Origin of the sequence: Lysinibacillus sp. ZYM-1, assembly GCF_001308875.1 — a bacterium.
In the GTDB taxonomy this organism is placed as follows: domain Bacteria; phylum Bacillota; class Bacilli; order Bacillales_A; family Planococcaceae; genus Lysinibacillus.
The window spans coordinates 16,322-36,144 of record NZ_KQ465122.1 but is presented as its reverse complement, the minus strand read 5'-3'; the positions used below and the strand labels follow the sequence as shown (position 1 = coordinate 36,144).

The following is a 19,823-nucleotide window of genomic DNA, read 5'->3' as shown; positions in this document are numbered from 1 at the left end:
GTAACCAAGGTATTTATATTATGTAAACTAAAATTATTTGGCGTGGAGGAGGGCTTGAATACGAAAAGTTTCCATCCCAGTTGTATATGGACAAGAACTTCCAGACACCCTCTCATATATCTTGATTTATTTTCGTTTTAGACAAGAACTTCCAGACACTTTTAATAAAAAAAGCGTTTAACCAACATAATAATTTTACTTCAATTTGGACAAGAACTTGCAGACGCTATTTTAATAAAAACCTTTAGTTATAACATAAATTCCATTTCGATTTGGACAAGAACTTGCAGACACTCCCAATAAATTAAGTATAGTCTTATCATAAAAATCCATTAAAATTAGGCAATTTTCACACATTTAAAGTCTATATTATTTAGACAGAATCCAAGACACCTAGTTAATCCTAGGTGTCTTTATTAATTTTATTTATTGTTCCTGATTACTATAAAATTTAAAACTATTGGATGTTACTTAAATTAATTGATGTTCTTTTTCTAAATTGTAAAAGGTCAGATAGTTTTGGACACTTGAGACAAGATCTCATCTTCTTTTGCACGATCTTACTACACGCTTTTTATTTATCCCACACTCTCATCTGCTAGTACTACTATTTTATTACCAAATTAGCCGTTTCACTCGGATGGTTAAGAGGAAAATGATGACCATATGGAACAAAATCAACCTTACCAAGATGCGAAGGAGCAGAATAGCCTCTGTCATAATCCCCCCAAATAATGCGAAGATTATACTTTGTTAGTTCATTGAAATCACCTTGAACGTTTTTCAATAGTAAACTGTTAAGCTGAACCGTAGTATTTAAAATTCTAGGAGAAGTAAAACTGTTACTTATTTTTTCAATATAATGTTCAGGGATACTCTCCGTACTTTCAAATAAACCATTACTTAATAAATAACGCTCTATCAAATTAGTAGTTGCCAATTTCAATGTCCATTTGTTCATAAATTGTGGAACATTTATCGATTTAGCATTTTTTTTAACAACAGGTGGCTGAAGTAAAGTAATTGTATACTTCTTATCTATGTACTTTTGTACTAATGCTTCCAAAAGAATATACGCACCAAATGAATGGCCAATTAGATGGGCACCATTAGTAGCTTCCTCCAATAACTTTTTCAATACATTCAAATAGATATTTAAAAGATTTTTTTCTCGTTTAAAAGGAGAACGTCCCAAACCTGGAAGGTCCATGATCCATACAGGTCGACCCGTTTTTTCATGAAGCTCTTTCCCTAAAGGAAATAAATCCTCTCCATCACTTAATAAACCATGTAATAAAATAAACGGTTTACCCTCTCCTTGTGATTGGTAAATGGTAGTATTATTACATAATGTTCGTTTAAATAAATGACTGTGCTGACCATTTTGATACATCATGCGATAATCCAGATCAGCTATTACGGCTGGGAAAAATTTCATTACATTTGTCTCCTTAAACCAATCTTCTCCCATAATCTTTTTCGCTGAACCATTTGAAAATGTTCGATTTGTAATAAAGTTCAGCCCATCAGCAGGAATTTGGGTTATTTTGCTTACGCCACTTTTCATAAGTACTTTCATAAATGGCAATGGGGCAGAAATTCTAGGTGCAGTCATATTCATACTTTCTGACATAGCATCTAATAATTCTGAAATATTCTGATCATGTTGTTTATCTTCAACAAGTGTATATGTTTGTATAGTTGGTTGCTCCAATCTGAAAACCTGCATAATAAACTTTGCTAGTTCATCGTTTGCAATAAGTGGTAATCTATATTCCTTACCACCAGGAATCACTGGCATGAGCCCTTTTCGCATACTCATCACAAGCAAGCCTAAGCCTCCTGTTTGCTCCGTACTCCCTGTTTTACTACTACCAACTACAGTTGGTGGATTAATTACTGAAAGCGGATAACCTACTGTTGATGCCTGCTGGCGGATATAAAGATCTGCTAAAAACTTTGTTCTCTCATATGGATTTTTTATTTTCAAAAAATTGTTTCCTTCTTTAAACACATCTATCGCAATCTTGCTATTTTTATCATCAAAGGGACTCATATAGCCTACAACATGAATAAATTGTTGCAATCCCTTCAATTGATGAATATTTTTAGCTAATTCACTAATATGTTGGGCACCATTCAAAAATACGGAAGCTGCCTCTTTGCTTGTCGCTTGAATATCCATCGGGCCTCCTGCGTGAATAATCACATCCGTTTTCAATACCAACTCCTTATCTTCAGCACTTAGACCTAAGTCTCTTTTCGTCAAATCACCTTCAATAAAGTGCATAACTTCCTCTTTTAAGATGCCTATTTCTTGATAAATACGTGTTGCTTTACTTTTCGATCTCACTAATAGAAAAATTGTAACATGCTCTTTGGCTAATTCCTTCACTAATTGCTTTCCAATAAAACCTGTTCCACCAGTTAAAAATACTGTTCTCATATAAATCCTCCTTTTAGTACTACACAGTACTAATTTGATGTAAAAAAAATGCTTCTTTTATCGAAGCAAGTTAAAAAAATGATCTGCTGTTTTCATGATTACAGTTGCATCCTTCAGTGTTTCTGAAATAAATAGCGCTCCTTCAAGATTTGTAATAAAAAGAGATGCAACCTCGTCAATATTAATTGTCTTTCTAAATTCACCATTCTCTACCCCTTGTTTAAGTAATAGAGAAACTTTCGTTTGTAATCCTGCAAAAAAAAGACCTATTTTTTCTTTTACTTTTGTGGCATTTGTAGGGCTTTGAATATAAAGCGTAATAAATGGACAGCTCCCCTTATATTCTCTCGTCTGAACTTCTTGTGATAATTGCTTTAAAAACAGTTGGATACGATCTTCAACTAATAATTGGTTTTGAGATAGTAAGCCATCAATTGCAGATTGATACATTTCAATCCAATAATCAACGACCCCTTCCAACAATTCTTCCTTATTAGAGAAGTGATAATACACATTAGACTTTGAAACTTTGCTTACACGAACTAATTCATCCATGCTTGTATAAGCAAACCCTTTTTCTAAAAATAATGTTGCAGCTACTTCAATCACACGTTTTTGATTCATTAATTTTACCCTTGTCATAATTAGTACTATACAGTACTACAATAGGTGTTGCAAGTATTTTTGTTAGTTTAATAAAAAAATTGATCAAAAAAGCTATACTTTAATTGATTTTACTGCAACTATTTGTCTCTAAATACAAGAAGTCCAAAACTAATTGTCTTTGTACATAAGTCAATAATTCTTACAATTGTTTCAAAGGTTGCCATCCCTGTTTCGATTCCTTCTTTATAAATCTTTAATACCTCTTTTAAATCCTTCTTTTCCATTCCGCGAATTATAAGTGTGTCCATGCCATTTTCCCCTTATTATTTTAAAAGGACTGCTAGCTTTCGCTAACAGTCAAATTTTTAACAACATGAATTTGATGGATCGGCAAGATTTATACCACATACACCCGTTTCAGGTAACTCCAATTCTACACGTTTTGAAGCTTCTTCATCATCTGATAAATAAGCTGTTATTGAACGAACTTGTTCGTAGCCTGTTGCCATTAGAAACGTTGGTGCGCGTCCATAACTTTTAGCTCCGACTATATAGAAGTCCTTTTCAGGTTGGCGTAGAATTTCTTCTCCATGCGCTCTTACTGTGCCACAACTATGCTCATTTGGATCAATTAATGGCGCTAATGCTTGCACACTTTCAGTTGTTGAATCGATGAAAAGGCATAATTCACTGTTAATTGAAAAGTCTGGTCTATTTCCTGCATTGACAATAAGCTCTTCAAATCCTGTTAATACTTTTTGTTCTCTGTTTATAGTACCAACAATATGGATGTTCTCATCTTTCTTCACCTGTGAGATATAGAAAGGAGTTATTACTTCAACCTTACCTGTATCTACTAACTCGTGAATGCGAACACCGAGTGCGCCACGTGCTGCCAATGCATCTTTCTCTTCGCCACCATAGGCTTCTTCTACAGACTTTTTACGCATAATCCACACTAGTTTTGTTGCAGGATTCTCTTCTTGTAATTCCGCAAGTGCCAATAATGTATTGATAGCCGAATGGCCACCACCAATAACTGCAATCTTCTTATTGGCATATCGCTTCGCATTCGTATTTATGTCTGGGATACCATACTCAATGTGATTTGCTAATGTTTTTTCATTTTGCAGCCATACACCTGTAGAATTTGCTGGGTTTGGATTCCCCCATGTACCCGTAGCATCAATAACTGCTCGAGCCTCAATCATACGGATGTCATTCTCTTGTTCTATATAAATAATAAAGGGCTGCTCTACTCGATTTTTTGTCTTCATCTTATCATTCAATTGTCGTGAAATCCCAACTACTTTTGCGTTCAATTGAATGTTTGGCTTTATTTGTACTAGCTCAGATAAAGGTTTTAAATATAGATCAATTAATTCATGTCCTGTCGGTAACGTATCTAAATTAGGCTCTTCCCAACCGGAGGCATTTAATAAAGCTTTAGCAGCTTTATTAATGTTATATCGCCATGGTGAAAATAATGTAACATGCCCCCAGGTACGAATATTGTGTGCTATTTCACGCCCAGCCTCTAGTAAAATAAATGCTTGATTTTGTTCCACTAAATGAGCAGCTGTGGCTAAGCCAATGGGACCTGCACCAATTATGACAATCGGTAAATTCTTATTGGAGTTATTAACACTCTCCTGTACATCAAAATCCTTAGTAGTAGTACAACAAGATCCATTTTGGTTGATTACTTTTAGTGTTTTCATCGTTAACTTCTCCTCTTTTTTCTTTATATAAGCATTTCCTTATATAAAATATATTTTTTACGTCTAGCAGTAAGCTAGACGTAATTTATTTAAGCTTTTGTGATAGTTATGAACACACTTCAATTTCACACATTGTTTTATCGATTTCTTTTATCGCCTTTTCAAATTGCAACCATGTAGAAGTGCCGTAACGATCCATATCTCCTTTAAAAAAGAAATCGAAAGCAAACTCTTTAGCCTGTATCAATGAGTAATCTCTACTATTCATTATTAACTTTATATAGGAGATAAAGTAATCTTTAGTTAATACGCTAGCATGATTTACTGTCATTTTTAATCCTCCATTCAATAGGTTGAGTAATTGCTAATACAGACAGGATTACAGCTCCTCAGCTACAAAATGTTCAATTCGTTTGCCAATTGCATCACGTATATTTTGGAATACAGTCCATTTTTCTTCATCTGTACCTGTTGCTTTCGCTGGATCTTCAAATCCCCAATGCTCACGACGAACGTGAGGAGGTGTCATTGGGCATTTATCAGCTGCATCCCCACATAACGTGACAACTAACGTGGCGTTGTTTAATGTCTCCATATCAATTAAATCGGATGTATGATTTGAAATATCAACCCCTACCTCCGCCATAGCTTTAATAGCATTCGGATTTACGCCATGTGCTTCAATACCAGCACTTTTAACTGTCCAATTGGTAGGTAGTAATTTCTTTGCCCATCCTTCAGCCATTTGACTACGGCATGAGTTCCCTGTACACAAAAAATAAAGTGTATTTGTCATAATATTGCTCCCTATTTAATAGTTTTAAAGTATTTTTTCTGCCAACGTAAGGCAACCCATACAAGTCCTATGAGTACAGGTACTTCTACAAGTGGACCAATAACAGCGGCGAATGCCACACTACTATGAAGGCCAAACACGCCAACTGCCACAGCAATTGCTAACTCAAAGTTGTTACTTGCAGCTGTAAAAGAAAGAGCTGCTGTGACAGGATAAGATGCACCTGCTTTACGAGAAGAGAAGAATGAAACAACAAACATCACCACAAAGTAAATAAATAATGGGATCGCAATTCGTACTACATCAAGTGGTAGTTCAACTAATTGCTCACCTTTTAAAGCAAACATCATCACAATCGTAAATAACAGTGCAATTAAAGTAAGTGGTGAAATCTTTGGCAAGAACTTTTCCTCATACCACTGTTTTCCTTTTGTTTTAATCCCTATCCATCGTGTGAGGAACCCTGCAGCAAATGGTATACCTAAGTAAATAAGTACACTTTTTGTAATCTCCCACATGGAAATGGATACATTGAAGTTCTCTAAACCAAACCAACCAGGTAATACATTTAAGAAAAAGTAAGCAAAAATTGAATACGTCACAATTTGAAAAATGGAGTTAAAGGCAACTAAACCAGCTACATATTCACGGTCTCCACGTGCTAAATCATTCCACACAATAACCATCGCAATACAGCGAGCTAAACCAATCATAATCAATCCAGCCATATATTCTGGATAATCGTGCAGAAAGATGATGGCTAAAAAAAACATTAAGAATGGTCCGAGTAACCAGTTTTGAAAAAGTGATAGTAAAAGCACTTTCCAATCCTTAAACACGCGCCACATTTCTTCATACTTTACTTTCGCTAAAGGTGGGTACATCATAACAATTAACCCTATAGCAATCGGTATGGATGTTGTGCCAATAGACATGGCCTCTAATGCTTCTCCAATATTGGGCATTGTCACACTTAATAAAACACCTATTCCCATCGCAACAAATATCCAAAGGGTAAGATAACGATCTAGAAAAGATAGCTGTTTGGTTAAAGACTCGTTACTCATTATCATTTCCCCCTCCATGGTAACAATCTGTACTGCAGTTGCACCCGTTTAAAGGCTGAATTTGTTCTAAGATGCCCTTCATCAATGGCGTTTGATCCTCTACTAAACGGTAATGTTTCCAAGTCCCTACTTTTCGTTCCGTAATAATGCCTGCCTCCTTTAATTTTCGTAAATGTTGACTAACAGCTGGTTGTGATATTCCTAGCACATCCACAAAATCACATACACATACCTCCCCATTTTTCATGCACGCAAGTAATTTAATCCGATTTAAATCTGCTGCTGCTTTTAATTGTTTTTCAATTAGTGTGTTTTCCATTTATCTGCACTCCTTATATAATCATTTGCTTATATATGATTTTAAATAAAAGCACCCATCCAATTACAGGTGAATAAATTAATATATAACTATATACTTATATTATGCGCTCTAAACGTAAATTGCAATAATTTTTTTAGGTATTAAAAATTTTTGTGATGCATAAAACTTCAACAAAAGCACAGCTCCATAGTTTCAATTTAATTTTCTAAATTATAATTAGGTTCCCATTCATGGATTTATTCTTTTGAATCATCTGTTCAATTGAGATATTTGTAAAGCCTGTATTTTTAAAAGTACTATCTTTCCCATAAATCTTTAGGATTTTATAATATGAACTTATACTAAATGAATTTATAGAACTGATTCTATTAATAAATTCTTTGAACTTTTAACTAGAAAATTTCTTATTAATTAACACTATAAAACATACTATAACAAGAATAGTTGATACGAATCATACATATATTGATTTTAATATTTCATTAAAAACAGAAGTCTATTATTATCCTAATGATGGAATTATAATGATAAGCAGAAATTTTCTTTAAAGATAGGATGATGACAATTATTGAAAAATCTGTTCTTGCTATGGTTATTTTACGTGTATTGTCAGGAAGTATTGAAGTAAGTGCTGGATTGTTGATGCTAAAGTTGAATAATTTAGAAAAAGCATTCTATATTAATACAATGCTTGCATTAGTTGGTCCAACAGTTTTAATCGTAACGACAGCAATTGCATTATTTGGACTAGCTGATAAAATTCCTGTGACGAGAATCATTTGCCTATTTACGGGAATAACACTTATTATTATTAGCTCACATGTTAAGTAATATGGACATTCTATTCTAATCCTTATTAAATTAAACTCTTTATTACAAACATCACATTTATTAGCCATAATTTTTCGTCCTTTCTGAACAATATCTTTTGGATTATTCTTCCTAATAATGTTCGTTAGATTACTGTAGCGTGTGACGACGCTGCATTTTTTTATGTATAAGTAACCTCTACTTGCACAAATTTATATTGAGTGTATAGCACGCACTTATTTGGTTGTGGCGTTGGTTGACCGTCACATCCTCCCTCATTCAGGGTCACCTTAATTCAGTGACCCTTTTATAATTTCTATTCTCAGATTGTTTAGTAACATTACACTGCATCAGGTAGTTTTCTACTTGACTAATAGATCCCCCACTACAAACATGTGCTGTTAGTTATTAGTAGTTTTTGAAGTTGTCGTTGAAGAACAACAACTCTTACTTGTCTGCTCAACTTTATCATTATGATCTGAAACGCAGCAGCTCTTACTTCCCTGTTCATCTTTATCATCATGACTAGTTGAACTACAACATTTATCGGCCATTTCAATCTCTTTAATCTATATGATTTGCACAACATGTAACATCCAAGTGAACATCTCCTAAAACTGTATCAAGCATAGCAATATTTCCTATAATTAAGACAAACAATAATGCTACAAGACGGTTTAAGGTTTAAGACTATTTGTCTCTTAATTATTGTATAGTAAAAGTTAGTTATAAAATTGCTATAGTATCAAATCTATAAATGATAAAGGATGATCAATTTGATAAAGCCTAGAATCGGAATGGTAGGACTGGGTGGTATCGCTCAGAAAGCATATTTACCTATTCTTTCAAAAGAAACAGATTGGACCTTTGCGGGTGCATTTTCACCCAGTAGAGAGAAGAGAAAGGCAATCTGCAATCAATACCGTATAAAAGATTTTCATAGCTTACCAGCATTGGCTCAAGAGTGCGATGCCATGTTTGTACACAGCTCTACTGAATCACATTATGAAGTGGTTTCGGAACTGCTTAACAAAGGGATAGATGTATATGTCGATAAACCATTGGCAGCATCTATTCCAGAAGCAGAAAAATTAGTCGAATTAAGTGAAAAATTAGGACGAAAGCTTATGGTTGGATTTAATCGTCGTTTTGCTCCAATGTATGTGAAAGCAAAGGAAAAAGCGAATAAAATAGCTTGGGCACGTGTAGAAAAACACAGAATGGATAGTGTGGGTCCATATTCTTATGAGTTCACAATGTTAGATGATTATCTTCACTTAGTCGATACAGTTCGTTGGTTAAGTGATGGAGATCTTAGTGTCCAATATAGGAATGTTCATACGAATGGTGAAAATCAACTTTTATATGCCCAGCATACGTATGAATCCTCTCAAAATATCTCTTTCACCACAGCTATGCATAGAAAAGCAGGAACGAATTTAGAACAAATAGAATTGGTAACAGACGGAGCTGTTATCCGTGTAAAAAACATGAATACAACAGAAATCGAAGAAGGAAATGCAATATCTACAACTGTTTCTTCTTCATGGGAATCAACTTTAAAACAACGAGGCTTTGAAGATGCTGTACAGCATTTCATTTATTGTATTCAACATGATGAGCAACCTCTTGTTGATGGATTAGAAGGTTTAAAATCTCAACTACTTGTCGATCAACTACTACAGCAAAAATAATAAAATTCTTAAGTAACAGGTGTACAAAGATGGCTTATAAAGTCAGCTTTTAACGTGAAAATAGAGTTATTTAATTTTAAAACTTCAAACAAGTATAACCCCGTTCTAAGCAAGGACGGGGTTAAAAATATAGGCGTTTAATTTTTGATGTAGGATAAAAATATAACAATAAAGTCGTTTGAAAATCTAAGTTTTCTTAAACAATCGCGCCCGATTTTTGAATAAGTCTATAAACTAAGCTGTGCTGTTAGTTCAATAACTTCAACATAAAACCTTTAATCCTTTTTAAACAACAGGAAAAAACGAATTCCAAAATCAAAATCCGTTCTTCGTAAATTCTTATACTAACTCTAACACAATGTTTGGAGTATATGTGTCAACACATTGACACTGATGTGTTTAATTATACTAGCTAAGTTCCTATTTAGTTGAAGCGGAAGGTGTTATGACGTAATCAAAAGCGTTCCATCGTTAGATCAGTATTTACTGAAACCGCAGCTTTATTACCTTTAGCAGCTGAAATCATTAAAGAAGATGGTTTAGTTCTTTCTGTTTCCCCTGCAATATATACGTTTTTTTGGGTTGTTCTACCAACCCCATCTGTTATAACTTTTCCATTTTCATGAATTTCACAGCCAAGCTTCTCAGCAAACTGATTTGGCCGATAATAAGATGGAGCAACAAATCCACCCGATCTTATAGTTGTTGCTCCCGTTTCAAACTCTATTTTTTGTAAGTAACCATCATTACCTATTAAGTCTTTTATCTTTTCTGATATAATTTTGATATTGTGTTTTTGTAACTCTATTTTACCTTCTTTAGATAATTGAACTCCATTCGTTAAGACAACCAAATCCTGCGACCAATTATAAATTAACTTAGTCAAATGCAGTACATGCTCTTCTTTTTCTGCAATAACCACTAATGGCTTATCTTTTTGCTCCCAGCCATCACAATACGGACAACTAAATAGACTTTTCCCATAAAACTTTCTAATACTTGGTATAGTAAATATTTCTTGAATACCAGTGGCGAGTATTATTTTTTCTGAAACAAATTCCTCACTAGTAGATGTTTTGACAGTAAATCGCTCATTATCTATATCCTTTATGATTTCAGTAACTGTTGCAGTAAAATATGATACGGACGGGTAATTCTCCAACTCTTTAAACGCTATTTCTTTAAACGCTTGTGGTTCTATCCCATCTCGAGAAATAAATCCATGTGACGCTTGTGTCACTCTATTCCTATTCGTTCCATCGTCAAATAATGCAATGTTTCTCCTAGCCCTTCCTAAAGTTAAGCTAGCACTTAACCCAGAAGGACCTCCACCTATAATGATACAATCAAGGACATTCATTTTTTAACCTCCGTATTTATTTTGAATTGTTATTTGCAGAAGAGAACTACATTATTTCCCCCATCATGGATTTTCATTCTTTACACACTAATAATAAATATGAAAAGAAGTGACGGTGTGTTTAGAGACAACAGGAGACATTGATTTTATTTTTATTCCTAAATCTGAACATCACTAGTATAGTGAGACTACAAAAATCATTCAGAAATAATAAGTTGTCAAATCAAAAAGGATCAAATTATCGTTATTGATAAAATGACCCTATTTCAACTAGCTGCCAAAACGCGTTGTTTTCTTTATTTTCGGTCCAAGCCTATTACAATTTTCATATTGAGGCTTGAATTCCTTTATTTTTTACATCAAACCCTAATAAATTTTTCAGAGGTAACTAATTATTATGTCGTTTGTTAACTTCAATCGTAATGAACTCCGGCAAATAGCTGGGAGTACATCCTTTTGCAACTATTTCATCTTTGTAAAGACCCGTTTTCTCACCAAGTTTAATACAACGTACACGATTCTTTTCATCATAAACGCCTATCCAGCCTGCGGTGAAATTCATAGCCCATTGAACTTCCGGTTCTTCCTGCGTAATATTAGCTTCTAATGCAGATAGCAAGTCTGCGGTGTTATCAGGCGGTGTTTGTCCAGTCCATCTCAATCGCCCTTGATAATACCAGAAAGCTCGCCTTTGAAGAGCAGAAGGACTATTTTCCCATGACTCCATCAATGCAATCTTCTTCTTGTCTTTGGTGAGCTGATTAGCCATTAACCAATCCATTAAGTTATTTCGCTCATCAAAAGTGTGAGTCTGCATATCCTTATCAAGCTTATTTAGCACATCATGTGAAAGAAGTTTTTTGTCCATAATTAAGATTGCTAATAGTCTGGGCAAAAACTCTTCGGTTGACCAAAGTTCCATAGCTAGTTCGTGATCTTTTTTAATGTCCTTCGCGATTTTTCGTAAGTCGCCTAGCTTAGTTTTACTATTGATCTGAGGTAGAATGTTTTCTGCTTTTGAAAAGCGTTTTATTTCTGTATCTTTTTTTTCATCCATTTTATTCAACTCCTTTAGTAAAGCACTGTTTCATAATATGTCCTTGAAAAGAGCATTCCTTTTTAAAGAAACGCACCTTTAGTTGAAGAAGAATGGCGGCACTTATTAAACAATTGCGCCCTTATCTTGAATAAGCATACCCTTTTTTGAGGCATATGCAAAAATAACAAAATTAACCCTTAGGGATAAACACAAAACAGCACTGCAGGAAATGCTTTCCCATACAGTGCTGCTTAAAACAGGCTGATGTGATAGCCTGTTAATTTTATTAAACCATAACAGGTATGGTTTTCATTTCATAGATTTTTTGGAGAGTATGGACATGCTTCATCTTCTCGTCATCAGCCTCTGTGTGGAGATACCCCTCGACAAGCCTGTAGCCGAATACGAGAAGGATTATCTCGTAGACACAATGATCGGTAATTCGGGATACATCCGCATACTCCGAAAAGCCTTTGTAATACGCAGGGATGCATCGTTGGTAGTGTTCGACCATGTTATCGATATCCGGTTCATCCGCGATCAGGCTTGCGAGATCCTCACCCAGGTAGCCCCATCCGCTAGTGTCCCAATCGATAAGCGCAAAATTCCCATCAGCATAGATAAGATTAGTTACCCAGAAGTCTCGGTGACATAGCACGAGGGGCAATTTTTCAATACGGGCGAATATCTCGTCTGCTTGCTCATCGATGTCGATGAGCATTTGCCGCACGTACAGGGGCAGTTCGCAGTCTTCCGATCGTATATAATCGTAGACTACCGGCCATGAGCGGTAATGCAAATACGTATGCTTCATAAGATTCGGATGGCTCAGGTTGGTCAGGCTCTGCAGCACGGCTGGTTGCTCTGCATGCAGCTTACCTTGAAAACGTCCTAATTCCAACGCGGCTTTTTCATACATGTCAGAGGTCAAGTCTAAACCAGTTACACCATCGATATATTCCAGCCACAGATAGTATTCATTACCTTCGAGATTAAATTCGGCGTGATAACATATCGGCCAACGAAGAGCTTGTGAAAAAGTAGTTCCCATTTCAGAAGAATAGAGATCATATTCCCGGCGCCATGAACTAGGATCGCCGTAGCGCTCCCATTTGTTCTGGATTTTCAGCACTATACGGTAAGGTAATTTTTCGCCATCCACAGTTTCAGCGATTCCCGTTATCAGGTTTACATTTCCCACAGTTCCGCCCTGTAACTGCATTGTTTGGTAGTCAGTAGAGATGATATTCGTTTTGAAGCGTTGGTTTAAAGTATAAATCAGTTTTTCAAGTTCGATAATCATTAATTCCTCCCTTTTCTTCTTTTTCGATGAGGTAGCGCATATTTTCCTGGATATATTCGTTATCATGTTGCGGGGAATATATCCATCCAGTTAACATTTTTTTTGGTGAATCGTTATAAATAAATTCCCCTCTAATATTTTACATAATTTTAACAGATAAGCGTTTATATTCCTATGTTTTTTAAAATTTTATAAGGAAATTAAAGTTTTTCTTTAAACTTCATAAAGAAAATCGTTTTTTTTGAAGAGGGTTGTTCAATTATATGGCCCTATTCCAATTCAAGAATTGCGCCTGATTGTTGAACACAAGTTCTTCTTTAACATAAGAACAATCATGAATCTATAAAAAATAGCCATAAATGCTACCTTAGTTTTTTGATCATAAGCAACGAATGGAAAAGGAAATAATAACAGACACACTATTTTTTTACTTATTTTTCAACAGGCCAAAGATGACTTTGTCATATAAAACACATTAGATATAACAATGTCCGCTATCTTCTTTGAAACCACCCTAATTTTAATTTTTTTCTCCTTATAGTTTGAAAGGTTTTAATAAAGGTTATATAACACTATAGCGAAATATTTAAAATACAAAATAGGAGATGGATAGTATGAGTTTCATTTGGTTTTTAATAATTGGCGGGCTTATCGGTTGGCTTGCAGGTATAATTTTGGGAAAAGATATCCCAGGTGGAATTATTGGTAATATTATTGCAGGTATTATCGGTGCATGGATCGGTGGTATGCTTCTAGGAAGTTGGGGGCCTAAAATTTCTGATTTCTATGTCTTCCCTGCTCTCATTGGAGCAATTATACTAGTTTTCATTGTGAGCTTAATTATGAAATCATTGCGTAAAGCTTCGTAAGCTAAAAAGATCTTTTAGTTTATTACTATACGGTTAAGTGAATCCGATGTAACCAACAATAAATGGTGACTGTGTTTATAATAAAAAGGCGGCCATCCACAATCTAATCTGTGGAGGACCGCTTTTACTTTGTTCTTATTTACTTAATAATTTCGGCTGCGTGAATTCAAGAAGAACTTTTCAAGAATAGACATTACAGCAATACTTCAAACTATTAATACAAAAGTACCTACTTTTTTAAGCACATTTGAAGCCAACAGTTATCCAAAGTGATTATGAAAACACCAAACAACAAGAATCATACTCGCTATCCCCCAAGCAGTGGTACTCCATATCCACCAAATTACAGATTTAGCTTTTGATGAATTTTCCTCGTCTTCCATATCTGCTTTTATAAAAGCGACCTTACTTTCCATATCTTTTTTCATAGAAGTGAGAATAACAAATCCAATTATTATGAAACCAATAGTTATCCAAAGTAATAGGTCCACCTTTCCACTCCCTTTATATAATTGAATTTCACCGCAATTTATTATAGTCATTAGATTCTACAAAGATAACAATAAACCTTGTGTTAATTCAAGTGCGTTTTAGTATATAAAATATCTAGTTATAGTGCTGTTATTCGCAAAATTTAATAGTAATAAATTTTCGTTCCTATTATTTACTGTTGTCTTTCGATTGCCTTCTATATTTACATTATAAATCACCAAAGTATAATTCTTAATATACACTTTTATGACTTGAATTTTAATACAATTGTAGTTCCATTTCTGGAATTACTATAAGCGAATATTTCCCCGCCATGGGATACGGTTAGTTGTTTAGCTATACTCATACCCAAACCTGAACCACTTGTATTTTCCTCTGAGTTAGTACCTCGATAGTAACGTTCAAATAACTTATCTAATGTTGATTGATCCATTCCAATACCATTATCATGTATATTAACTGTGAAGAAATTATCGCTTTCCTTCTGAACAATAATATCAATTTTCGTTCTAGGTGGATTATGCTTAATAGCATTAGAAATCATATTATCAATGATCCGGGTAAACCATTTCATATCAAGTGCGTACCATATCGGCACTTCAGAAGCATAAAAGGAAATATCATAAGTAGTAAATTGAGGATCATTAATAAAATGGATGACGGCTCTTCGAATGACTTCGTTCACTTCTTGGGTTTGGCGATCCATGGGTAATGCATTGTTTTTTAGGCGATACGTTAAATTTAAATCATCAATTAATTCAGACATAAATGTTGATTTCTCTCGTAATGTTTTCCCTATCGCTTGAAATTCTTCTTGTGACCAATTGTATGGTGCTGATTCAAGGACATGTGCATAGCCATTTATAGAAGATAAGGGTGTTTTTAGATCATGAGAGACACCAACAATCCACTCTTCGCGAGTTTGTTCAATTTGTTTACGAAGCGTTTCGTTTTGCTCTAATTTCTGTTTTAAACCATTCAGCGAATCATTAATTTCTCGAAATAAATGATAGGAACGCTTCATTTTTCCACGACGATTTCGTGTAATATCTTTTTTCTTAGCATCTCGTTCGTGATAATTACCTTCTGCTAACCTTTGTATATAATTTACAATATAAAGAAATGGTTGTCCAAATCGTTTACCATACCAAAATGCTGTTGCTACTATGAATAATAAAAGGACTACTCCATATAGAAGAAGTGCCTTCCCTAGATAAAATGAGGTTTTATCCGCACCTTCTGCTATCTTCAAAGTTGCGGACGAAATCTCTACAACCCATGTTTGTTGTTTCTCTGCATCGTAATATATATATTGATTACCACTATTTCTAAGGTTATCAGCCTCAGCCCCAAATAAATTATCAAATGTGAGTATCTCCTTAGGCTTTTTTACTTTACCAAACTGTTGGATTACTTCCCCATTTGGTGAATAGATTTGTATGGCCCCATTGGCTTCTTTGAGTAGCTGTTCCCCACGCTGGGATAAGAGATTGCCATCCCATTCTAACACTAGTTTTTCTGCAAGTTGTCTCGCCGGACGTTTTTGACCAATTAAAACAAAATAGGTTTGTCCTCTTTTCTCCTCTTTGCTAATCGTGAGCTCGTAAGGAAAAGGAATGTTTTGCTGCCAAAAAGCTATTAATTGACCAGGTGTGTATTGCGATGGAACATCCGATGGAAGTTTGGAAGATGCCAACACTTTCCCGTGTGTATCTACTATTTGTAACCATTCTTCCCGTTTTTCTATATCTGAAATTTTGTTAGAATCTAATTTTAGATTGCCATTCTCGATGGAAAACGTTTGTCTTAGTGTACTATTGCTGCTACTTGAAGAATGCTGTGATTCGGGTTCGCTTTCTAATTTCAAACCAACATACACTAAAAAGATAATTGTGCCTATAGCTAAAGCAACCAATACAAAAACAATTTGCGAAATAAAAGTAAAGGTAAGTCGACGACTAATTCGATTCATTAAATATCCTCTTTTTGGATTAATTTATAGCCAAGTCCTCTTATAGTTAACAAAAACTGAGGTGCCTTCGGGTCCTTTTCAATCCTCTCCCTAATGCGGCCAATGTGGACTGTTACCGTATTATCATCACCAAAGCTATGATCACCCCAGACAGCTTCATATAACTGACTTTTTGTAAATATTTGATTGGGATGTTTACAAAAAAATAACAGTAATTGATACACTTGAGCTGGACAAGAAACTACATGTCCATCCACTGTTAATTCCCCTGCGCGCTCATTCACTTTAAATCGACCATAATCATAAATAAATGAATTTGAAAATATGTGCGGTGTCCTTTCATCTTCATATAATTTAAGACGGCGTAGTTGTGCTTTCATTCTCGCTACTACTTCTAATGGGTTAAAAGGTTTTGTAATGTAATCATCACCGCCCATAGCAAAGCCTGTTAATTTTTCGAGATCTGAATTTTTGGCTGTAATAAATAGAATCGGGGCATCTGTCGTCTTTCTAATAAATGGACAAATGTCAAAGCCACTCTTATCTGGCAACATTACATCCAAAAGAATCATGTCGTATCGGTTCCTTTCGCATGCCATTAACGCTCCTTCTGCAGTGTTTGCACTATCAATTTGTCTAAAACCCTCTTTATTTAATACCATCTGTAACATATCCAGTATCGCTGGTTCATCATCTACCAATAAAATAGCAACTTCATGTAAATTCATACTAAATCTGTCCTTTCCCATCTTTCATGGAATTAATCTTATCATGTTATTCTATCGAATGAATAAATAACGCTGATACTTAGTCACTACTACAGTGAAAATAAACAGAACATAAACGACTTTAATAAAAGTTTATTAAAACGTAATGTCCTGTTTCGGCTTACGTTAAACCCTGCATGTATACTCTAAAGAAAGTTTAAAAAATAATATTTTTACATGGAGGAACAGCTATGATAGCTATTTGGAAAAAGGAGTTTGTTCAATCATTTCGCAGTGTCTTTTCACTCATAACGATTGGCATTTTTATTGCCGTTTCATATTATTTATCTGATTTTGTCTCAAAAAGCAGTCTCATTACTGGTATTAAATTTGCAGAGGCTGGCTATGTAAGTGGACTGGTATTTCTAATTTATATGATGGGTTTTTTATTTATCTTTTCTTTATTTCACGACACAATTAATCGTGAAACAGAAAGCAGGACTATTCGATTCCTGGTAACAAAAACATCTAGATCATCAATTATTTTAGGCAAGTTATTAGGAATTTTTTCATACTGGTTTGTTTGCTTACTAGCATCGTTTAGTATCATCGCATTCTTTTCCCACCAGTTCTATTTCAAAACGTTCGGTAGCTTATTTGTTATGCTAGCGTACATTGTGGCTCTATGTGTGCTAATGTCATGTCTCATTCCGAAGAGATCAATGTCTATGTTTGCAGGCTTACTGATAAGTATTGCTATCCCTACTTTCGGTTTATGGAGCCTTTTCTCAGAAAAATTATGGTTAAAAGCCATTAAATATATTACTCCATATCATTACATGATTGAAGGTGGGACATGGGGATGGCTTGTCGTTCTGCTGTTTGCAGTTATTATGGTCGGCGTTTCGATATTTAGTCTTCATAGGAGGGATTTATAATGACCGTTATTGAAACAATGGATTTAAAAAAGTCCTATCACAAGCATTTAGTAGTACGTGGCATCAATCTACAAGTACAAGAAGGTGAAATCTTTGGCTTCTTAGGTAGAAACGGTGCAGGAAAAACAACTTTCATCAATATGCTTACAGGGATTGTTTTTCCAACTAGTGGGCAATTTCGAATATTAGGTGTACCAAATAATCAGCTAGATCGTGTTAAACACAAAGTAGGTGTTCTTCCAGACTACACCGAATTTTACGCCAACGATACAGCCCTTGAACATCTTCAATTTTTCGCAAAGATACAAAAACACACTGTTACAAAGCAACAATGTATAGATTTATTAGAGCAGGTTGGTTTAAAGCAAGCTATACATGTTAAAACAAAAAAATTCTCTTTTGGCATGAAAAAAAAGCTAGGAGTAGCACAAGCTGTCATTGGAAATCCAGATCTAATTTTCCTTGATGAGCCCACTTCTGGGATGGATCCAGAATCTGCCTTAGAGATGCAAAAATTCATTCGAACATTAGCAAGTCAAAATAAGACTATTTTCATGACATCACATAATTTAAATGAAGTTGAAAAACTGTGCAACCGAATTGCTATTATGAAAAACGGTATCATTTCAGCTCTAGGAACCATCGAACAAATACAAAAGCAATTCCAGACAAGTATTGAAACAACTATCAAGCTATTACCTAAAAATGATACCTTGTACCGTCATGCACGTGATGAAATCGAAACTTGGACAACCGTTAAATACTGCGATAACCAACAAATTACTGCTGAAATACGAGATGAATCGGATATTGCTAGAATCGTACATTCCTTATGTAAATTTGATACGGACATTTTTGATATTCAAACTAATCGTCCTTCCTTAGAAGATATATTTTTGAATGTTAAGATCCAATAAACAAAACTCCTTTTACATTTGTAAAGGGAGTTTTTAATGCTCATTTATCACTTTAAGAAAAGCTTTGCATGTTGTTAGTTGTAATTAAATGGTATGTAACTATACTCAATGGAACAATACCTACACCAATTTGCGAAATTACCGTTTCCCTCATTATATAACATAACCATGATTCAGTTTTGTTAGCTTTTCATTTATGTCAAAAATTCTTACTCGGATATCTTTAATTCCAAACGATTGAAGTCTGTCTTTATGCATGTCAGCATATTTTTCGGCATCTTGTTTTTTCTCAAATACATAGATACCTCCAGCCTCTTTTGTCTCTTGACTTTCCGTCCATATTTTCCAATGGAACCCTTCTTCTTCGTTAATACTATTTGCTACATCCAAAAATCCTTTGGCCATGTCTTCACCAAAAGGGCCTTCAAACGGAAAATCAACTTGTAATAAATATGCCATTTCAAACACTCCTATTTTTTATTATTATTCAACATAAAGTACATCAAAGATTTTACCCCATTCCTCGGTTGATTATGATCTTTTTGATTCGAATGACGGTAATGTTTCATTTAATCGTATGGCCACTATTATTCCTGCACTGAATGGTAAGATGGCTACCAAACTAATTGCCCAATTATCCTTTAAGAGACAAGCAAATACCGCTCCAAATGTATATCCACTTTAACTTCGTCTAATACGATAAATTATAGGAAGCTTTCGATAATTAGAAAGTAGTGACCAAGGTATTTATATATGTAAACTAA

At 34.6% G+C, this 19,823-nt stretch carries 20 protein-coding genes; 5 read left to right on the top strand and 15 right to left on the bottom strand.

What is annotated here, in order from left to right:
* Nucleotides 1-607: 607 nt before the first annotated feature.
* The 8 genes from AO843_RS14295 to AO843_RS14265 all read right to left on the bottom strand — a co-directional run bounded on the left by AO843_RS14295 (nucleotide 608) and on the right by AO843_RS14265 (nucleotide 6,955).
* On the bottom strand, nucleotides 608-2,446 hold the full coding sequence (locus AO843_RS14295) for an alpha/beta fold hydrolase (protein WP_156313972.1): 1,839 nt from the start codon (nucleotides 2,444-2,446) through the stop codon (nucleotides 608-610).
* Between the two features lie 57 nt (nucleotides 2,447-2,503).
* Nucleotides 2,504-3,070, bottom strand: coding sequence for a TetR/AcrR family transcriptional regulator (locus AO843_RS14290; RefSeq protein ID WP_054611768.1), 567 nt, complete (start codon nucleotides 3,068-3,070; stop codon nucleotides 2,504-2,506).
* Between the two features lie 119 nt (nucleotides 3,071-3,189).
* Nucleotides 3,190-3,360: a hypothetical protein gene (locus AO843_RS25160; protein WP_231630154.1), complete on the bottom strand. Its 171-nt coding sequence runs from the start codon at nucleotides 3,358-3,360 to the stop codon at nucleotides 3,190-3,192.
* A gap of 57 nt (nucleotides 3,361-3,417) precedes the next feature.
* Complete coding sequence (locus AO843_RS14285) at nucleotides 3,418-4,773, bottom strand: NAD(P)-binding domain-containing protein (protein ID WP_054611767.1); 1,356 nt, start codon at nucleotides 4,771-4,773, stop codon at nucleotides 3,418-3,420.
* A 106-nt stretch (nucleotides 4,774-4,879) separates the two neighbouring features.
* Nucleotides 4,880-5,104, bottom strand: coding sequence for a hypothetical protein (locus AO843_RS14280; protein ID WP_054611766.1), 225 nt, complete (start codon nucleotides 5,102-5,104; stop codon nucleotides 4,880-4,882).
* A gap of 48 nt (nucleotides 5,105-5,152) precedes the next feature.
* Nucleotides 5,153-5,569 carry an arsenate reductase (thioredoxin) gene (gene arsC, locus AO843_RS14275; protein WP_054611765.1) on the bottom strand — a complete coding sequence of 139 codons (417 nt, stop codon included), beginning with the start codon at nucleotides 5,567-5,569 and terminating at the stop codon, nucleotides 5,153-5,155.
* 11 nt (nucleotides 5,570-5,580) lie between these two features.
* Nucleotides 5,581-6,636 carry an ACR3 family arsenite efflux transporter gene (gene arsB, locus AO843_RS14270; RefSeq protein WP_054611764.1) on the bottom strand — a complete coding sequence of 352 codons (1,056 nt, stop codon included), beginning with the start codon at nucleotides 6,634-6,636 and terminating at the stop codon, nucleotides 5,581-5,583.
* Nucleotides 6,629-6,955, bottom strand: coding sequence for an ArsR/SmtB family transcription factor (locus tag AO843_RS14265; protein WP_054611763.1), 327 nt, complete (start codon nucleotides 6,953-6,955; stop codon nucleotides 6,629-6,631). Before AO843_RS14265 ends, arsB begins: the two co-directional genes overlap by 8 nt.
* 558 nt (nucleotides 6,956-7,513) lie before the next feature.
* Between AO843_RS14265 and AO843_RS14260 the strand changes: the two genes are divergently transcribed.
* Nucleotides 7,514-7,789: a YqhV family protein gene (locus AO843_RS14260; RefSeq protein WP_054611762.1), complete on the top strand. Its 276-nt coding sequence runs from the start codon at nucleotides 7,514-7,516 to the stop codon at nucleotides 7,787-7,789.
* A gap of 755 nt (nucleotides 7,790-8,544) precedes the next feature.
* Complete coding sequence (locus tag AO843_RS14250; RefSeq protein ID WP_054611760.1) at nucleotides 8,545-9,462, top strand: Gfo/Idh/MocA family protein; 918 nt, start codon at nucleotides 8,545-8,547, stop codon at nucleotides 9,460-9,462.
* 454 nt (nucleotides 9,463-9,916) lie between these two features.
* On the opposite strand, the gene AO843_RS14245 is transcribed toward AO843_RS14250, so the two are convergent.
* The 3 genes from AO843_RS14245 to AO843_RS14235 all read right to left on the bottom strand — a co-directional run bounded on the left by AO843_RS14245 (nucleotide 9,917) and on the right by AO843_RS14235 (nucleotide 13,164).
* A complete protein-coding gene (locus tag AO843_RS14245) occupies nucleotides 9,917-10,822 on the bottom strand; it encodes an NAD(P)/FAD-dependent oxidoreductase (RefSeq protein ID WP_054611759.1) in 906 nt (301 codons plus the stop codon).
* 388 nt (nucleotides 10,823-11,210) lie between these two features.
* On the bottom strand, nucleotides 11,211-11,879 hold the full coding sequence (locus AO843_RS14240; RefSeq protein ID WP_054611758.1) for a DNA alkylation repair protein: 669 nt from the start codon (nucleotides 11,877-11,879) through the stop codon (nucleotides 11,211-11,213).
* 268 nt (nucleotides 11,880-12,147) lie between these two features.
* Entirely contained in the window at nucleotides 12,148-13,164 is a 1,017-nt protein-coding gene (locus tag AO843_RS14235; protein WP_054611757.1) for an aminoglycoside phosphotransferase family protein, read from the bottom strand.
* A gap of 614 nt (nucleotides 13,165-13,778) precedes the next feature.
* Here AO843_RS14235 and AO843_RS14230 point away from each other — a divergent pair.
* Nucleotides 13,779-14,033, top strand: coding sequence for a GlsB/YeaQ/YmgE family stress response membrane protein (locus tag AO843_RS14230; RefSeq protein ID WP_054611756.1), 255 nt, complete (start codon nucleotides 13,779-13,781; stop codon nucleotides 14,031-14,033).
* 260 nt (nucleotides 14,034-14,293) lie between these two features.
* On the opposite strand, the gene AO843_RS14225 is transcribed toward AO843_RS14230, so the two are convergent.
* The 3 genes from AO843_RS14225 to AO843_RS14215 form a co-directional block, all read right to left on the bottom strand.
* Nucleotides 14,294-14,524, bottom strand: coding sequence for a hypothetical protein (locus AO843_RS14225; RefSeq protein WP_054611755.1), 231 nt, complete (start codon nucleotides 14,522-14,524; stop codon nucleotides 14,294-14,296).
* 245 nt (nucleotides 14,525-14,769) lie between these two features.
* Nucleotides 14,770-16,497, bottom strand: a complete 1,728-nt coding sequence (locus tag AO843_RS14220) for a sensor histidine kinase (RefSeq protein ID WP_054611754.1) — start codon at nucleotides 16,495-16,497, stop codon at nucleotides 14,770-14,772.
* Complete coding sequence (locus AO843_RS14215) at nucleotides 16,497-17,225, bottom strand: response regulator transcription factor (protein WP_054611753.1); 729 nt, start codon at nucleotides 17,223-17,225, stop codon at nucleotides 16,497-16,499. Before AO843_RS14215 ends, AO843_RS14220 begins: the two co-directional genes overlap by 1 nt.
* Before the next feature lie 230 nt (nucleotides 17,226-17,455).
* Here AO843_RS14215 and AO843_RS14210 point away from each other — a divergent pair, with 230 nt between their 5' ends.
* Together AO843_RS14210 and AO843_RS14205 are read left to right on the top strand one after the other, a co-directional pair.
* Complete coding sequence (locus AO843_RS14210) at nucleotides 17,456-18,142, top strand: ABC transporter permease (protein WP_054611752.1); 687 nt, start codon at nucleotides 17,456-17,458, stop codon at nucleotides 18,140-18,142.
* On the top strand, nucleotides 18,142-19,059 hold the full coding sequence (locus AO843_RS14205) for an ABC transporter ATP-binding protein (RefSeq protein WP_054611751.1): 918 nt from the start codon (nucleotides 18,142-18,144) through the stop codon (nucleotides 19,057-19,059). The genes AO843_RS14210 and AO843_RS14205 overlap by 1 nt, the downstream gene beginning before the upstream one ends.
* A gap of 153 nt (nucleotides 19,060-19,212) precedes the next feature.
* Here the strand turns inward: AO843_RS14205 and AO843_RS14200 are convergent, their stop codons facing one another.
* Complete coding sequence (locus tag AO843_RS14200; protein WP_054611750.1) at nucleotides 19,213-19,518, bottom strand: monooxygenase; 306 nt, start codon at nucleotides 19,516-19,518, stop codon at nucleotides 19,213-19,215.
* Nucleotides 19,519-19,823 lie beyond the last annotated feature (305 nt).

Excerpts from the sequence above, each read along its gene's own strand:
- AO843_RS14295 (WP_156313972.1), bottom strand. The coding sequence starts at position 2,446 with ATGAGAACAGTATTTTTAACTGGTGGAACAGGTTTTATTGGAAAGCAA.
- AO843_RS14290 (WP_054611768.1), bottom strand. The coding sequence starts at position 3,070 with ATGAATCAAAAACGTGTGATTGAAGTAGCTGCAACATTATTTTTAGAA.
- AO843_RS25160 (WP_231630154.1), bottom strand. The coding sequence starts at position 3,360 with ATGGACACACTTATAATTCGCGGAATGGAAAAGAAGGATTTAAAAGAG.
- AO843_RS14285 (WP_054611767.1), bottom strand. The coding sequence starts at position 4,773 with ATGAAAACACTAAAAGTAATCAACCAAAATGGATCTTGTTGTACTACT.
- AO843_RS14280 (WP_054611766.1), bottom strand. The coding sequence starts at position 5,104 with ATGACAGTAAATCATGCTAGCGTATTAACTAAAGATTACTTTATCTCC.
- arsC (WP_054611765.1), bottom strand. The coding sequence starts at position 5,569 with ATGACAAATACACTTTATTTTTTGTGTACAGGGAACTCATGCCGTAGT.
- arsB (WP_054611764.1), bottom strand. The coding sequence starts at position 6,636 with ATGAGTAACGAGTCTTTAACCAAACAGCTATCTTTTCTAGATCGTTAT.
- AO843_RS14265 (WP_054611763.1), bottom strand. The coding sequence starts at position 6,955 with ATGGAAAACACACTAATTGAAAAACAATTAAAAGCAGCAGCAGATTTA.
- AO843_RS14260 (WP_054611762.1), top strand. The coding sequence starts at position 7,514 with ATGATGACAATTATTGAAAAATCTGTTCTTGCTATGGTTATTTTACGT.
- AO843_RS14245 (WP_054611759.1), bottom strand. The coding sequence starts at position 10,822 with ATGAATGTCCTTGATTGTATCATTATAGGTGGAGGTCCTTCTGGGTTA.
- AO843_RS14240 (WP_054611758.1), bottom strand. The coding sequence starts at position 11,879 with ATGGATGAAAAAAAAGATACAGAAATAAAACGCTTTTCAAAAGCAGAA.
- AO843_RS14235 (WP_054611757.1), bottom strand. The coding sequence starts at position 13,164 with ATGATTATCGAACTTGAAAAACTGATTTATACTTTAAACCAACGCTTC.
- AO843_RS14230 (WP_054611756.1), top strand. The coding sequence starts at position 13,779 with ATGAGTTTCATTTGGTTTTTAATAATTGGCGGGCTTATCGGTTGGCTT.
- AO843_RS14220 (WP_054611754.1), bottom strand. The coding sequence starts at position 16,497 with ATGAATCGAATTAGTCGTCGACTTACCTTTACTTTTATTTCGCAAATT.
- AO843_RS14215 (WP_054611753.1), bottom strand. The coding sequence starts at position 17,225 with ATGAATTTACATGAAGTTGCTATTTTATTGGTAGATGATGAACCAGCG.
- AO843_RS14210 (WP_054611752.1), top strand. The coding sequence starts at position 17,456 with ATGATAGCTATTTGGAAAAAGGAGTTTGTTCAATCATTTCGCAGTGTC.
- AO843_RS14205 (WP_054611751.1), top strand. The coding sequence starts at position 18,142 with ATGACCGTTATTGAAACAATGGATTTAAAAAAGTCCTATCACAAGCAT.
- AO843_RS14200 (WP_054611750.1), bottom strand. The coding sequence starts at position 19,518 with ATGGCATATTTATTACAAGTTGATTTTCCGTTTGAAGGCCCTTTTGGT.